Origin of the sequence: Peribacillus phoenicis, assembly GCF_047238085.1 — a bacterium.
Lineage (GTDB): Bacteria > Bacillota > Bacilli > Bacillales > DSM-1321 > Peribacillus.
The window spans coordinates 5,420,842-5,435,000 of the sequence record NZ_JBDFMF010000001.1; the positions used below are offsets into that span (position 1 = coordinate 5,420,842).

The 14,159-nt window shown below is 40.6% G+C and carries 12 protein-coding genes (1 of these 12 running past the window's edge); 9 read left to right on the forward strand and 3 right to left on the reverse strand.

Translation table 11 applies throughout. From position 1 onward, the window contains the following. Positions 1-86: 86 nt before the first annotated feature. The 4 genes from ABC374_RS26865 (at position 87) to ABC374_RS26880 (ending at position 4,727) form a co-directional block, all read left to right on the forward strand. On the forward strand, positions 87-566 hold the full coding sequence (locus ABC374_RS26865; protein WP_413020194.1) for a MarR family winged helix-turn-helix transcriptional regulator: 480 nt from the start codon (positions 87-89) through the stop codon (positions 564-566). Positions 567-753: 187 nt separating this feature from the next. Continuing rightward, the gene (gene efeO / locus ABC374_RS26870; RefSeq protein ID WP_101225708.1) at positions 754-1,599 is read left to right on the forward strand and encodes an iron uptake system protein EfeO; all 846 of its coding nucleotides are present in this window, start codon (positions 754-756) and stop codon (positions 1,597-1,599) included. Next, positions 1,600-2,886, forward strand: a complete 1,287-nt coding sequence (efeB, locus tag ABC374_RS26875) for an iron uptake transporter deferrochelatase/peroxidase subunit (protein ID WP_413020195.1) — start codon at positions 1,600-1,602, stop codon at positions 2,884-2,886. An 86-nt stretch (positions 2,887-2,972) separates the two neighbouring features. Next, the gene (locus tag ABC374_RS26880; protein WP_413020196.1) at positions 2,973-4,727 is read left to right on the forward strand and encodes an FTR1 family iron permease; all 1,755 of its coding nucleotides are present in this window, start codon (positions 2,973-2,975) and stop codon (positions 4,725-4,727) included. Positions 4,728-4,769: 42 nt separating this feature from the next. Here ABC374_RS26880 and ABC374_RS26885 read toward each other — a convergent pair whose 3' ends face one another. Beyond that, the gene (locus ABC374_RS26885) at positions 4,770-5,195 is read right to left on the reverse strand and encodes a DUF4395 domain-containing protein (protein ID WP_413020197.1); all 426 of its coding nucleotides are present in this window, start codon (positions 5,193-5,195) and stop codon (positions 4,770-4,772) included. Between the two features lie 736 nt (positions 5,196-5,931). On the opposite strand from ABC374_RS26885, the gene ABC374_RS26890 reads away from it, so the two are divergent. The 5 genes from ABC374_RS26890 (at position 5,932) to ABC374_RS26910 (ending at position 13,256) form a co-directional block, all read left to right on the forward strand. Next, entirely contained in the window at positions 5,932-6,363 is a 432-nt protein-coding gene (locus ABC374_RS26890) for a MerR family transcriptional regulator (RefSeq protein WP_413020198.1), read from the forward strand. Between the two features lie 189 nt (positions 6,364-6,552). Next, positions 6,553-7,851 carry a hemolysin family protein gene (locus ABC374_RS26895; protein ID WP_137019314.1) on the forward strand — a complete coding sequence of 433 codons (1,299 nt, stop codon included), beginning with the start codon at positions 6,553-6,555 and terminating at the stop codon, positions 7,849-7,851. A 318-nt stretch (positions 7,852-8,169) separates the two neighbouring features. Continuing rightward, complete coding sequence (locus tag ABC374_RS26900) at positions 8,170-10,971, forward strand: response regulator (RefSeq protein WP_413020199.1); 2,802 nt, start codon at positions 8,170-8,172, stop codon at positions 10,969-10,971. Between the two features lie 28 nt (positions 10,972-10,999). Further along, positions 11,000-11,833, forward strand: a complete 834-nt coding sequence (locus ABC374_RS26905; RefSeq protein ID WP_413020200.1) for a CheR family methyltransferase — start codon at positions 11,000-11,002, stop codon at positions 11,831-11,833. 280 nt (positions 11,834-12,113) lie between these two features. After that, positions 12,114-13,256 (forward strand): PP2C family protein-serine/threonine phosphatase, encoded by a 1,143-nt coding sequence (locus tag ABC374_RS26910; protein WP_350300940.1) that lies wholly within the window; start codon positions 12,114-12,116, stop codon positions 13,254-13,256. Between the two features lie 110 nt (positions 13,257-13,366). Here the strand turns inward: ABC374_RS26910 and ABC374_RS26915 are convergent, their stop codons facing one another. Both ABC374_RS26915 and ABC374_RS26920 read right to left on the reverse strand, forming a co-directional pair. Beyond that, complete coding sequence (locus ABC374_RS26915; protein WP_098866101.1) at positions 13,367-13,537, reverse strand: CsbD family protein; 171 nt, start codon at positions 13,535-13,537, stop codon at positions 13,367-13,369. 80 nt (positions 13,538-13,617) lie between these two features. Then, on the reverse strand, positions 13,618-14,159 hold the 3' portion of the coding sequence (locus ABC374_RS26920) for an alpha/beta hydrolase (RefSeq protein WP_350300941.1). Its footprint extends 217 nt past the window's final position; only the last 542 of its 759 coding nucleotides appear in the window; its start codon lies beyond the right edge, outside the window; it ends in the stop codon at positions 13,618-13,620.

A 14,159-nucleotide genomic window follows, 5' to 3' on the forward strand; every position in this document is an offset into this window, starting at 1 on the left:
CATGGTTGAAGGGTAAACGTTAAGATGAAACAAAACATTTATCTTGAAAATCAAGATAAATTTAAGTGTAAAAGGGGTGGCATTTTATGTCAAGCAACAATAGGGTGAATGCAGCTCTGTTAGAGAGTTTAACACACAGGTTGCAGCGGTATGGAATGAGATCGGTATTATTTCAACAAAATATGGCCCAAAAAATAGGGGTATCCCATACGGACTTAAAGAGTGCTGAAATATTGAATGAAACAGGAACGATTACTGCCGGTGAATTATCCAAAATTACAGGATTGAGCACGGGATCGGTTACGGCACTGATCAATCGCCTTGAGAAATCCGGTTATGTTAAAAGAGAACGAGATCAATTGGACGGAAGACGGGTAATGATTGCACCGATACCCGAAAGGCAGGAACAGATTAAATCGCATTATCAATCACTTTCTATGTCCACCAAGGAGTTATGTTCATCTTATAATGAGCAAGAGCTAATATTGATCAATCAATTTGTTGAGGATATCACAAAAATTATGGACAAAGAAAATGACAAATTAATGAGTGAGCGGGAAAGGTAGCCGGTATGCAGGCTGCCTTTTTTATTGTTAGCCAGCTGTGAACTTCTTATCAATAGTAAAAGGGATAGAGTGAAATTTTTTTAAAAGAGAATGAACAATGTCACGTTTCCAGTAAAATATATATTGATAATGATTTTCATTATCTGCTAATATGAATCTACAAATCATTTCAAAGGGAGAATACACTATGAAAAAAGCAAAGGCGTCATTAGCGGTCTTACTATCAACCAGCCTATTATTTGGCTGTGCGCAGGAAAAGGAAGAAGCCAAGCCGGCAGATGATAATGCCAAAGAAGCAAGTGCGAGTAAGCTTGATGATGTATCTAGCGAGTACCGGGAATATGCCATCGGTGAAATAGAAGAGTTCGTAAACGCAACGGAAGAATTCACTGAGGCCGTATCTGCCGGTGATATTGAAAAGGCGAAGGAATTATACGCACCAGCCCGTATGCATTATGAGAGAGCGGAACCGATCGCTGAAGTATTTGGGGATCTTGATCCCAAAATCGATGCGCGTGAAGGGGATGTCAAAGATGAAGACTGGGGCGGTTACCATAGGATTGAAATGGGGCTATGGCAAGAAAATACAACGAAGGGCTACGAAAAGTATGCAGAACAATTAATGAGCGACGTCAATTTGCTTCGAGCCAAAGTTGAAACGGTTGAGGTAACACCTGATTTGTTGATCACGGGTGCGGTGGATTTATTGAATGAAGTTTCCACGAGCAAAGTGACAGGAGAAGAAGACCGATACTCCCATACCGACCTGTATGATTTCGTTGCAAATGTTGAAGGTGCAGAAAAGATCTATGAACTGCTTACTCCAGCGCTGAAAGAAAAGGACGCGAAGCTTGCTGAGGAAATCCAACAACGTTTTGACGATGTATACGGCTTGCTTGAAAAGCATAAAGAAGGGGATGGCTACATCTCATATACGGATTTAAAGAAATCTGAAGTCAAGGAGTTAAGTCAAGCAATTGATGCATTGGCTGAACCACTTTCGCAAATAGGGATTGTAACGGAGGAATCTTAATTGAAAGAACATACGCCTAAAGATGAAACCGGACTATTTACAAAAAAAGTGAGTCGTCGAAATATGTTGAAAACGGCAGGAGTTGGTGGAATCGGAGTCGTGATAGGGGCTTCTGGATTTGGCGGGCTGCTGACACTTTCTGAACAAAGGGCAAAGGGACAAACTAAGGATATCGTTCCTTTTTATGGAGCACATCAAGCCGGTATCACCACTGAGGCGCAAGATAACCTTTACTTCGCATCATTGGAAGTAACCACAGATAAAAGGTCAGACCTAATCCAGTTATTTAAGGATTGGACAGAGGCTGCGGCTCAGATGACTGAGGGGAATTTGATTGGTGAAGCATCACTTAATACGAATATGCCCCCAAAGGATACGGGGGAAGCGAAAGAATTATCACCCTCCAATTTAACGATCACTTTTGGAGTGGGTCCGACCCTGTTTTCGAAGGATGGCAAAGATCGGTTTGGTTTGAAATCGAAAAGGCCTGCAGAATTAAAGGATCTGCCTCAATTCCCTTTAGATGCTTTAGAAGAAGAATGGAGCGGTGGGGATATTTGTATTCAAGCATGTGCAGATGATCTCCAAGTGGCTTTTCATGCCGTCCGGAACTTAGTGAGGATCGGAAGAGGGAAAACGATCATTCATTGGGCACAAACAGGTTTTCAACGGACTAAGCAAGCCGATTCACAAAAAACGACACCTCGTAACCTTTTCGGGTTTAAGGATGGGACTGTCAATCCGGATACGAATAATGACAATGAAATGAATGAGCATGTTTGGGTGAAGGGTGAGGACGGTCCTGACTGGCTTGTTGGAGGCAGTTATATGGTGGTGCGCCGAATCCAGATGTACATTGAAGTTTGGGACCGGACAATATTGAAAGAACAGGAAAATACGTTTGGCCGTCATCGTGACAGTGGAGCTCCATTAGGAATGAAGAATGAGTTCGATACCGTGGACCTTGAAGCTAAAGATCCAAATGGAAATCGGGTCATTCCGGAAGATTCGCATATGAGTCTCTCCAGGGGGGACGGAAAAGCAAAGATATTGAGGCGTCCATATTCATATGCAGATGGAATGGATCCTAAAACAGGGAGCTTCAATGCAGGCTTGCTATTCATTTGTTTTCAGCGAAATCCAAGTAAACAATTCATTCCCATACAAGAGCGACTGGCGAAAAATGATAAGCTCAACGAATATATCGTTCACAAGGGCAGTGCTTTGTTCGCTTGTTTACCAGGTGTGAAAAAGGGTGGCTATATTGGGGATTCCCTTTTTGGATAAATATAATCTCAAATGAGGACGTGAAAATCGCCAGCATGGAAATTATCCAGTTGGCGATTTTAGTTCATGAATAAGGAGGGACCAGTATGACCGTTTCTAAATGGAAGAGTGGTATATTGGTTTTAATCGTCAGCCTTTTATTTCTTTCGACGGCTGTAAGGGTTGTTTCGGCGGGTGAAAACCATGATCAGCTTTTTGTTTATATTGGCGATAGTTTAATGAAGGTAAAATCCGGAGACCGTGAGGAAGTATTGAAAAATATCGATCTTTTCGAGAAAGATTGGCAAACGATAAAAACGGACAGCAAGAGTGCGAGGGAAGTCGACGAGAGGCTGTCTGCGGTAAAAAGTGCTGTGAGAGACGAAGCCTCCACAGATGAAATCAAGAAGCGATTATCGGCATTATCCAGTACTCTTGTTATTTATGATACCAACGAAAACCCTGTTGACAAGACGGACTATGAAGAACGGTTAGAAGCAATACTTCCTTTAATAGATAAGTTGGAAGCTTCGATAACTGAAGGTGACTTTGATCAAGCTAAAGTTCAATATACCAGCCTTCTGAGTCAATGGACCGACGCAGAGGTCATTGTCAGGGAGAAAAGTGTTGCTGCATATGGTGAGTTTGAAACGAAAATGGCCTTTGTGCGGATAGCGATTACTCAAGACCCTCCTGATTCGGAAAAAGCCCAAAAAAATCTAACTGAATTGAAGGGCCTAATCGAGGATTTCCTTGCTGGTAAAGTTGAAGAGGGAAGCCAGGAGAATACCTATTCCCTTGGGGATGTAACGCAACTTTTACAAGGAAGTGCAACGGATATTGAAAAGGGTGACATCGATTCTGCCGTTGATCAGCTAAATGAGATCTTGGCAATTTGGCCTAATGTCGAAGGGGAGGTCTCCACAAGGGACAGCAAGCTTTACAGCGATATGGAAACGAAAGTCCCGACCGCAATCAGCCTATTGCAATCGAAAAAGGTAAAGGCGGAGGAAGCGAAGGGAATCGTTTCCGATTTAAACACAAGGTTACTGCCTTTAATTAATGATACGGGTTATACGACATGGGATGCCGCTTTGATCCTTTTGCGGGAAGGGTTGGAAGCACTCTTGATTGTAGCTACATTACTGTCTTTCCTAAAGAAAATCGGGCAAGCGGACAAACAAAAATGGATTTGGACAGGGGTTGGTGCGGGTTTAGTTGCCAGTTCCATATTGGCGGTCATAATCAATATCGTTTTCTCTCAGATCAAGGCCGCGTCAAGCCGGGAATATATTGAGGGAATCACTGGGATAGTAGCCGTATCGATGATGTTGACAATTGGTCTTTGGCTTCATGGTAAATCGAATGTTCATGCATGGAACCGGTATATCGACAAGCAAATGAACCAAGCCATTGCAACGGGAAGCATCGTCTCTTTCGCTTTAATCAGTTTTCTATCCATATTCCGTGAAGGGGCCGAGACGATTATCTTTTATGCCGGTATGGCTCCTTATATGGAATTGAAACAGCTGCTGAGCGGGATTTTCCTTGCCTTCCTCATTTTAGTGGTAATTGGTTTCATTATGCTGCGCTATAGTGTGAAATTACCGATGACCCTATTCTTTAAAGTGGCAACGGTACTCATATATGCCTTGGCTTTCAAGATTCTTGGAGTCTCCATTCATTCACTTCAGGTTTCACAGGTAATACAGACAAATACGATCAGTTCCTTTCCGTTTGTAGAAACGATAGGTCTTTATCCAACAATGGAAACGCTGGTGCCGCAAGCTGTATTAATTTTGCTGATTGTATTGGCAACCATTTGGGTCAAAAAGAGTAATTCCTTACGTACAACCGAGTAATATAAAGGGACTGACGCATGTCAGTCCCTTTTGTGTATGGTATTAGCGAATAGATCGGCGATAGGAATATTGCTTCCATTGATAAAGGATAAAGCAGCCGATGCAGAATCCAAGGATCGCTATGAGAGAAGCCAAGCCGACCATCAAGGTGAATATATAACCGGTAACATTCCAGCCCAGCAAGAAAGATATGAATCCAAGTCCTAAGCAAACGACAGCTATGGCCTGGTTGAACTGTTGCTGTGAATGATCTTCAGGAATATAATCGGAGGGTTTCTTTTTAAGAAAGAGCTTGGCGAGACGCATCACTGGATTGAAATTAAAGAGAAGACCTAAAAGTCCTGCAGTTAAAGGAATCACTAATATCCACATTTGTCCCGTTAATAAGGCGGTGGATACGCTTAACAAAATGACCCATTGATTCGTTCGTACTAAAGGACGGGGAATGGAACGAATTTCACTCGTCATACTAATACCAACCTTCCTGATGTGTTTTATTTTTATTTTATCTTTAATTTAATCATATGTGAAGTCTAACAAAATTAAGTCAAAACCTTATTTATAATAATTTTAATTTAGTATTGATTATCATCATAAAAGTAGTATAATATGTATAACAAGCTAATAAAGTGAGGAGGACAGTATAAATGGTAGCAAAAGTTTGTGAAACATGCGGAACACCAATAAAAAAGCTGAAGCATTCTGCCCTTTGCCAATGCGGTCCTAAGATATTGAGCAATCAATTCTCAGTTAAAACAAAAAAATAAATCCGTGGATTAAATTATAAATTAAGCCGATTATTCAATTAATCGGTTTTTGTTTTTAGACAAAAGGGGTTTTACCTAAAATTTCAAAACAAAGTTGATTGAACGGAAGGTGTGAGACTCCTGCGGGAAAATCGTGTCGATGGGAGACCCCGCAGGCGCAAGGCGCCGAGGAGGCTCCCGGACCGCCCGCGGAAAGCGAGTGCCTGGAGTGGAAATCGACGACGTTCGAGGTTTTATAAACCCTCATAAAATTGAGAAAAACTTGATTTTCATCGAGTTTTTCTACAGTTTAATCAATTTAATCGGTTTTTGTTTTTCCAATGAAGGGTAAAGAGGATAATAAATATTTTTCATTTCAATTAAAATAATGTACGATTATGGAATAGAATAAAACGTCATGAAGAATAGACATATTTTAAATTTGTCTAAACCATAACGTGACGGTTAGGAGGGGTTATGTTGGGAACGAGACTTTAAAAATTGGCGAGTTGGCGGAAATGGCGAATGTTACGAAACGAACTGTAGATTATTATACGAACCTAGGCTTGCTTAAAGCAGAACGTTCCGCCTCTAATTACCGTTATTATTCAGTCGGTGAACTTGAAAGGCTTCGCCGTATCGAGGGATACAAAAGAGAAAACCTTTCATTGGAAGATATTAAAGAATTACTTAAGAAGGATAAGGAAGCCGCATCAGCAATTGAGGAAAAAGGTCTTCAACTCAAGAATAAAATGGATGGCCTGAACGAGGAACTTCAGGAATTCATCAGCTTGATTGAAAAGGACGGAAAAAGTGAGCTTCTTTTAAAAAAACAGATATCCCGCGAAAGCATGGCCTTGATCCAATCATTGCTAGTGTTGCTGGCATGATTAATATTTATCCCTATAGTTTTATGCACAAAGGTGCATATTAACGATATAGGCTAAATGGTTTTGATAAGGCAAAAATCGCTTTTTGAAACGAAAATAACCATTTATACAGGAGGTGCTTGGGATTTTGCCGTACGTGTCTAATCCGCAGGTCAGAAGGATGGGCACAATATGGCTAACCCGCACATATTGGAGATATTTATAAAATTATTAGCAGTAGCTGTATTAATAGCATTAACCGCATTTTTCGTTGCATCGGAATTTGCAATCGTGAAAGTCAGAAGTTCCCGAATCAATCAGTTGATTGAGGAAGGGCATAGAAATGCTCTTGCAGCCAAGAAAGTGACATCACATATCGATGAGTACTTATCTGCCTGTCAATTGGGGATTACGGTAACCGCCCTAGGTTTAGGGGTATTGGGTGAACCGACGGTCGAGGCGATCTTAAAACCATTGTTCACTAAATGGGGATTAGAGGAGTCCGTAAGTCACATCATCTCGTTCCTGATAGCCTTCGGTTCTGTAACATTCCTTCATGTTGTTGTCGGCGAACTCGCACCGAAAACGGTTGCGATTCAAAAGGCAGAAGAGGTAACCTTGCTATTTGCAAAGCCGTTAATTCTCTTTTACCGCATTTTGTACCCATTCATTTGGTTACTGAATGGTTCTGCACGTCTCCTGACGGGCATGTTCGGTTTAAAGCCTGCATCCGAGTCCGAAATGGCCCATTCCGAAGAAGAGCTGCGCATCATTTTATCGGAAAGCTATAAAAGCGGTGAGATCAACCAATCGGAATACAAATATGTCAACCAGATATTTGAATTCGATGAGCGCATTGCCAATGAAATCATGGTTCCGCGTACGGAAATGACCGTTATCGAAAAGGGCATGCCATTATTGGAAGTTGTTGAACTGATTCAGGAAGAACAATACACAAGGTATCCGGTAATAGACGGTGATAAAGATAATGTCGTGGGAATGGTCAATATCAAGCGACTTTATACAGCGACGATTACAGAAGATAATGTAACGGCTTTGACGGTGGATTCCTTTGTGACACCCATTATCCGTGTTCTTGAAACGATCGCCATTCATGACCTGCTGCTGAAAATGCAGAAGGAACGGATCCATATGGCTGTTTTGACTGATGAATATGGCGGAACTGCCGGTCTTGTTACGGTTGAAGACATACTTGAAGAAATCGTCGGGGAAATCCGTGATGAATTTGACCAGGATGAACGTCCGCTCATTCAAAAGATTGATGAAGGGCATTATGTATTCGACGCAAAAACATTGGTTGAAGATGTCAATGATACCCTTGCGATCGATTTGCCGGAAGAAGATATCGATACATTGGGAGGATGGTTCCTGACAGGCAGATTCGAGATTGCTGTCGGGGATAAAATCGAATACGCCGGATATGAGTTTACTGTAAAGGAAATGGACGGCCACCATGTTTTATATGTTGAAGTGAAGAAGATTAAATAAAACAGGATTACAACTAGAGCCGAAAGTGGAAACTTTCGGCTTTTATTATGTACGAAGATGTCTGTTTAGAACAATGGTCAAGGCAGACTGTTACTTAATTGGAAAATGAATTCATTAAAAATAACACTGTAGGTAACTATTTTAGCTTGGAAAATGTTAAAATTGACTTTGGGCAATGAATCTATCTATATATCATTTTAAGTTTCAAAGAATATAAGGAAATTCTTCAAAAGTAATACTAATGATAGTATTAAGATTTATTTTGCAATGCCGTTTATTTATGGCTGGTATAAATAAGTATTGAAGGAGGGCGGGAAAATGGGTTTTAAGAAGAAGCAAATGTTGGGATTTGGTTTGATCTTGCTTTTCTTGGCTATTTTACTTTCTTTCATGATGGTCACGCTTAACAATTTAAAGAGCAGCATGACTGAAATAGTTGAAAATCGCTATGAAAAAGTTTCAGCTTCAATGGAAATCCGTCAGCTGTTTTCCAGGTCGGACCGTGAGATCCTGTTTGCAGCTAATGATGCAAACAAAAAAGAAAGAGCAGAGAGCCTCGAAATCATCAATGAGAATCATAATTTGATTGAATCAAAAATTGCTGGGTTATCAGGTACGTTAAATAAGGTCAAAGCGAAGCAATTATTGAAAGAGTTCGAGACTCAATATGCTTCTTACTCCATAACGGAGGCTGAAATCATCCAGAATATAAAATCTGGAAACTCTTCGGGTAATCTTTCAAGCCTGATGGACGACCAAAGGGAAAAACGAACGAAAGTCATCAGTACGATGGATGAATTTAAGGATTACCAAGAAGGTGTCATGAAAGATACTTTAAGTAATTCGAAACAAACCTATGAAGATATGATTGGTTTTGTAATTTTTGCGGTTATTCTCAGCATTTTGGTTATTTCCGTAACGGTTGTTTGGATGATCCGCAGTACATCGAAAGATCTGCAATCGATTACGAAGGTCATCAAAAATATCGATTATAAAAACTTATCGGTCATACCAAGAGTTCCGGTTCGGACTACTGATGAAATTGGTGATATAGCGAGATCGTTCAACGAAATGGCGGGATCGCTTGAAATCTATAATCAAAAAGAGAAAGATTTCACCGAAAAGATCAGTGAACAGAACTGGATCCAGACCCGTGTTGCAGATATAGCTACGATGTATCAGCGCATTGTTGATGTAGAGGTGCTGGCTGACCGGTTCATTACAAGACTTGCACCGATGATGGGAGCTTCAATTGGAGCTTTTTACGTCAAACGGGGCGAGGGCGTGGATATGCGTTTTGTGAAGCTTGCAAGCTTTGCGGGAGATGGCGAAGATTCAGGCAGACGTGAATTCCGTCTTGGCGAAGGTTTGATCGGACAATGCGCCCTTGAAAAGGAATCGAAAGTCATTGAAGATATTCCTGAAGATTTTCAATGGGTTACGACAGGATTAGGGGAAGTAAACCCGAAAAGCATTGTCATTGCGCCGGTCGTTTTTGAGGATGAAGTGGTGGCGATGGTCGAACTGGCGAGTTTGGAGAGCTTTACGAAGCTGCAAAAAACTTTCCTGAACCAGGTTCTTGATACTCTGGGCATCACGATTAATAATGTTGAGGGCCGGATGGAAATAGAGCGTTTATTAAAAGAATCACAAGCACAGACCGAAGAGTTACAGGCTCAATCGGAAGAATTGCAATCACAATCAGAGGAAATGCAAGCCCAATCGGAGGAACTGCAAACACAGGCTGAAGAATTGCGAATGATCAATGAACAATTAGAAGAAAGAAATCGTGAAACTGAAGAAAAGTCGAAAGAGCTTCAAGTCGCAAAACTGAATCTTGAAAAACAAGCGGAAGAATTAAAGTTAAGTTCCAAATATAAATCCGAGTTCATGGCAAATATGTCCCATGAATTGCGGACACCGCTCAATAGTATCCTGATTTTATCAGAAATGCTTTCAGATCCGAATGATAGTAAATTAAATGAAGAGCAACAGGAATTCGCTCGTGTCATTAACTCATCAGGTCAAGATTTATTAACGTTGATCAATGACATTTTGGATTTATCGAAAGTCGAAGTCGGAAAGCTTGAAGTGGTCTTTGACGAAATGAATTTAAGTGAACTTCCTGAGTTATTGCACCGTAACTTCGATCATGTAGCGAAGAAAAAGAACATTGACTTTATAATAGAAAAAAGTAAAAACGTCCCGGACATTTTCTTTACGGATGAACAGCGCTTCCAGCAAATTTTGAAAAACCTATTATCCAATGCATTTAAATTCACGGAAAAAGGTTCTGTGTCTGTCCGAATCCAAAAAGCTGATGAAGAAGATGTAGCACAATGGATACAGACAAAAGGAGCCAGCAACTGGGTTGAAATTAAGGTGACGGATACGGGCATCGGAATTTCAAAAGAGAAGCAAAAACTTATCTTTGAAGCGTTCCAGCAAGGTGACGGAGCTACAATGAGAAAATATGGCGGTACAGGACTAGGGCTATCGATTTGCCGGGAGTTTGCCAAACTTCTAGGAGGCTGGGTCATTGTAGATAGTGAGGAAGGGCAAGGCAGTACCTTTACTTTCTTTATTCCAAGCATGCCAGAGGGCTTCAAAAATGTCGGCGAAGCAATGGCTGCTTCTCCAGAAGTGGCAGCAGCTAATCACGATGATTCTACCGCGCCTTTTGGCGGTCAGGGAGAACCGGATGTAGTTATAATGGATGAAGAAGATCGGGATAAGGCCAAACCATTCTGCAATAAAACAGTATTGGTCGTCGATGATGATCACCGTAATATATTTGCGCTGAAAAATGCGCTGAAGCATGAGGGGATGGAAATCCTTACAGCGGAAAACGGCTACGAATGTTTGGAACTCCTTGAAAAAGGGAACGATATAGATGTTATTTTGATGGATATCATGATGCCAGGCATGGACGGTTACGAAACGATGACCAGAATTCGCGAGCAAAGTAAGTTCGAGGATCTTCCAATCATCGCGCTAACTGCGAAAGCCATGAAAGGCGATAGGGAAAAATGCCTGAAGGCCGGCGCTTCCGATTATGTTAGCAAGCCGTTAAAATTGGATCAGTTGCTATCCGTCCTAAGAGTATGGCTGACTAATTGATTGATAGTACGGGTAAGGAAGGTTTTGCATGAAGGATACTTTAACGATTGAAGAAAGAGAAGAGCTAGAAATCGAATTATTGTTAGAGGCCATTTATTCCGTATCTGGCTTTGACTTTCGCAAATATATGCGCTCTTCAATAAAAAGAAGAGTTGAAAATAGAATGAGACTGGACCATGTTCGCAGGATTAGCGGAATGATTGAAATGGTTTTATATGAAAAAGGGTATGTCGAGAAGCTATTGAGAGATTTTTCAATAAATGTCACTGAAATGTTTCGCGATCCGGATTTCTTTAAAGCCTTTCGTTTAAATATTGTACCGCTCCTGAAAAAACTTCCTGAAATCAGAATTTGGCATGCGGGATGTTCAACCGGTGAAGAAGCCTTTTCCATGGCGATCATCCTAAAGGAGGAAGGACTTTATGATAAGGCGAGGATTTATGCCACTGATATGAATGATGAAGTCCTCCGTCATGCGGAAAAGGGAATATTGCCTTTAAATAGAATGCAGTCTTATACGAAAAACTATTTGCAAGCTGGAGGCAACCAGGAATTTTCGGAGTATTATACAACCGATTATCAAAATGCTTATCTTGACTCGAATCTCCTTAAAAACATTGTGTTTTTCCAGCATAATTTAGTTACAGATGGTTCGTTCAATGAGTTTCATATCATCATGTGCCGGAATGTGATGATTTACTTTACCGGTGAATTGCAGACCTATGTTAATCAGTTGTTTTATGACAGCCTTTGTAAAGACGGCTTCCTTGCGGTTGGCAGCAAGGAAACACTTCATACATCATCCTTTTCGGAAGATTATGAGGACTTTGACTCAAAGGAACGAATTTATCGGAAACTGTAAAAAGAAAGAGTTCGCATATAAGCGGACTCTTTCTTTTTAATTTAGTGCATTATTTTTTAATTTTTTTTGATTTATATGTTTAATGCATCGGAAGAAGGGGTATAAATAATGAGTTGGTCTCCATGTAGAATTACTGCCGTGGTTTATTATTATTAAAAGAGACTGAACTTCGTTATAATATAATAGGAAAATCCCTATTAAGGGAGCTTTACGAAAGTGCTGGTCCATATAAAAAAGATAAATGTTGCCGCTCGATATAAGCCAAAAGGGGAATGAAAGAATGACGATTTTAATCGTAGATGATAACCAGGTTAACCTTTTCGTTATAGAGAAAATTCTAAAACGAGCTGGCTATACGGATTTTCTATCATTAACTTCAGCTGTTGAGATGTTTGAATATTTACAGGTGGATAGTCCGCAACCTAAAGAGACTTCAGTTGATATCATTCTGCTCGATATCATGATGCCGGAGATCGATGGGATAGAGGCGTGCCGGAGACTTCAAAGCATTCCTCACCTTAGAGATATACCCGTAATTTTTGTGACCGCCCTTGAAGATTCAAACAAGGTTGCCGAGGCACTTGATGTTGGCGGAATTGATTATATAATGAAGCCTATCAATAAAATAGATTTACTTGCGAGGATTCGCGTGGGGTTAAGACTTAAATATGAAAAAGATTGGCATAAAATGCAGGATGAAAAAATCCGCAATGAATTGGATCTTTCCATGCAGGTTCAAAGCGGTTTATTAAGTGAACCCATTATAAATGACCACTTAACCATAAGGGCATCATACTTACCTGCGAATAAATTGGCAGGGGATATGTACTATTGGCACCGCATCGATGAAAATCGGTATGGGATCATCCTGCTGGATATGATGGGGCATGGCATATCCGCCTCACTTGTGTGCATGTTCATTTCCTCCGTATTGAGGGATGCCATCAGGATACATACGGATCCGGTGGCAGTAATAAACGAAATGAATCGCTGGATGAGTACCCTTAATAAAGAAGATAATCCAGTGCATTATTATTTTACCGCGATTTATATGGTCATTGATACAGAGCAAAAGACTGTGGAATATGTGAATGCCGGACATCCTCCGGGCTTTGCTTTAATGGACGATGGAAAAGTGGTCTCACTTTCAAAAGGGACATGTCCTGTTGGGTTCTTCACCGAAATGAAAATAGAGAAGTCCGTCATTCATTATGAAGAGAAGATTCAGCTCATGCTATTTACGGATGGAGTCATGGAAGCGATAGATCGAGAAGGGACGGAAGGGCTCGAACAAATAAAAGAAGCGGTCTCGACGAGATGGTTCGATTGTAAGGAATCTCCCCCTATCGATTTTTTGATGTCCCCGGAAATGCAGCAAGATCAACCTGATGATATGTGTGTTGTTGTTATTCAAGCAAATTGAACAAGGAAGAGGCGGCAGATTATCTGCCGCCTCTTCTCTATAATAGGGGGGTCACTTTTATAAGAATGAGAATGTGTTAAGAGAGTGAATCATGTATTCGGCTATTTGCATTAACGGTCATTTTTTAATTTACCAATGCCATCTTGGAGATTGCCTTTTAATTTATCGACTTTACCTTCTGCTTGTAAGTGAGGATCATTTTTCGCGTTTCCGACTTGGTCTTTCGTTTCACCTTTAACTTTATTTACAGCACCTTTTACTTTGTCTGATAAACCGCTCATTATGTTACCTCCTTTTTCTTTATATACTGTATATACCCATGAAGTGTACGGATAAACCTGATTTATATGAAGAAAGGAGTTTAAGAAGCGATTATAGCCCTTTTACTTAACCTTTGAATGAACTGATATGACCGTTCAATGATATGATCTTTGTCATGATCCAACGAGGCCACATGATATGAATTTTCAAGGGATGCCATCTCCTTATCCCCGGACATGACTGTATCGTAAATCTGATAGGAACAAGAGTCTGGTACAACGTGATCTTCTGGAGAATGGAAGATAAGTATCGGGCACGAAACGTCTATTAGTTTTTGACTGGCATGTTCCATTATATCAAGCAATTGATTAATCGCTGTTAACGGAACCTGGTCATATGTGATTTCTTTAGTTGTATCGTCTTTTATGTCAGGTTTGCCCTCAGGAATGAAGCGTGGAACCGATTGGTTACGGTATATTTCATATTCAGGAACTTGGAGAGCGGCATTGATGGTGAGAATTCCATCACAAGCCACTTTTGTCGCTAAATCGAGAACAAGGGCGCCTCCCATTGATTGTCCGATGGCGAATACATGGGTGCAGGTTCTTTTTAATTTTGCATAAGCCATTTCAACATCTTGTA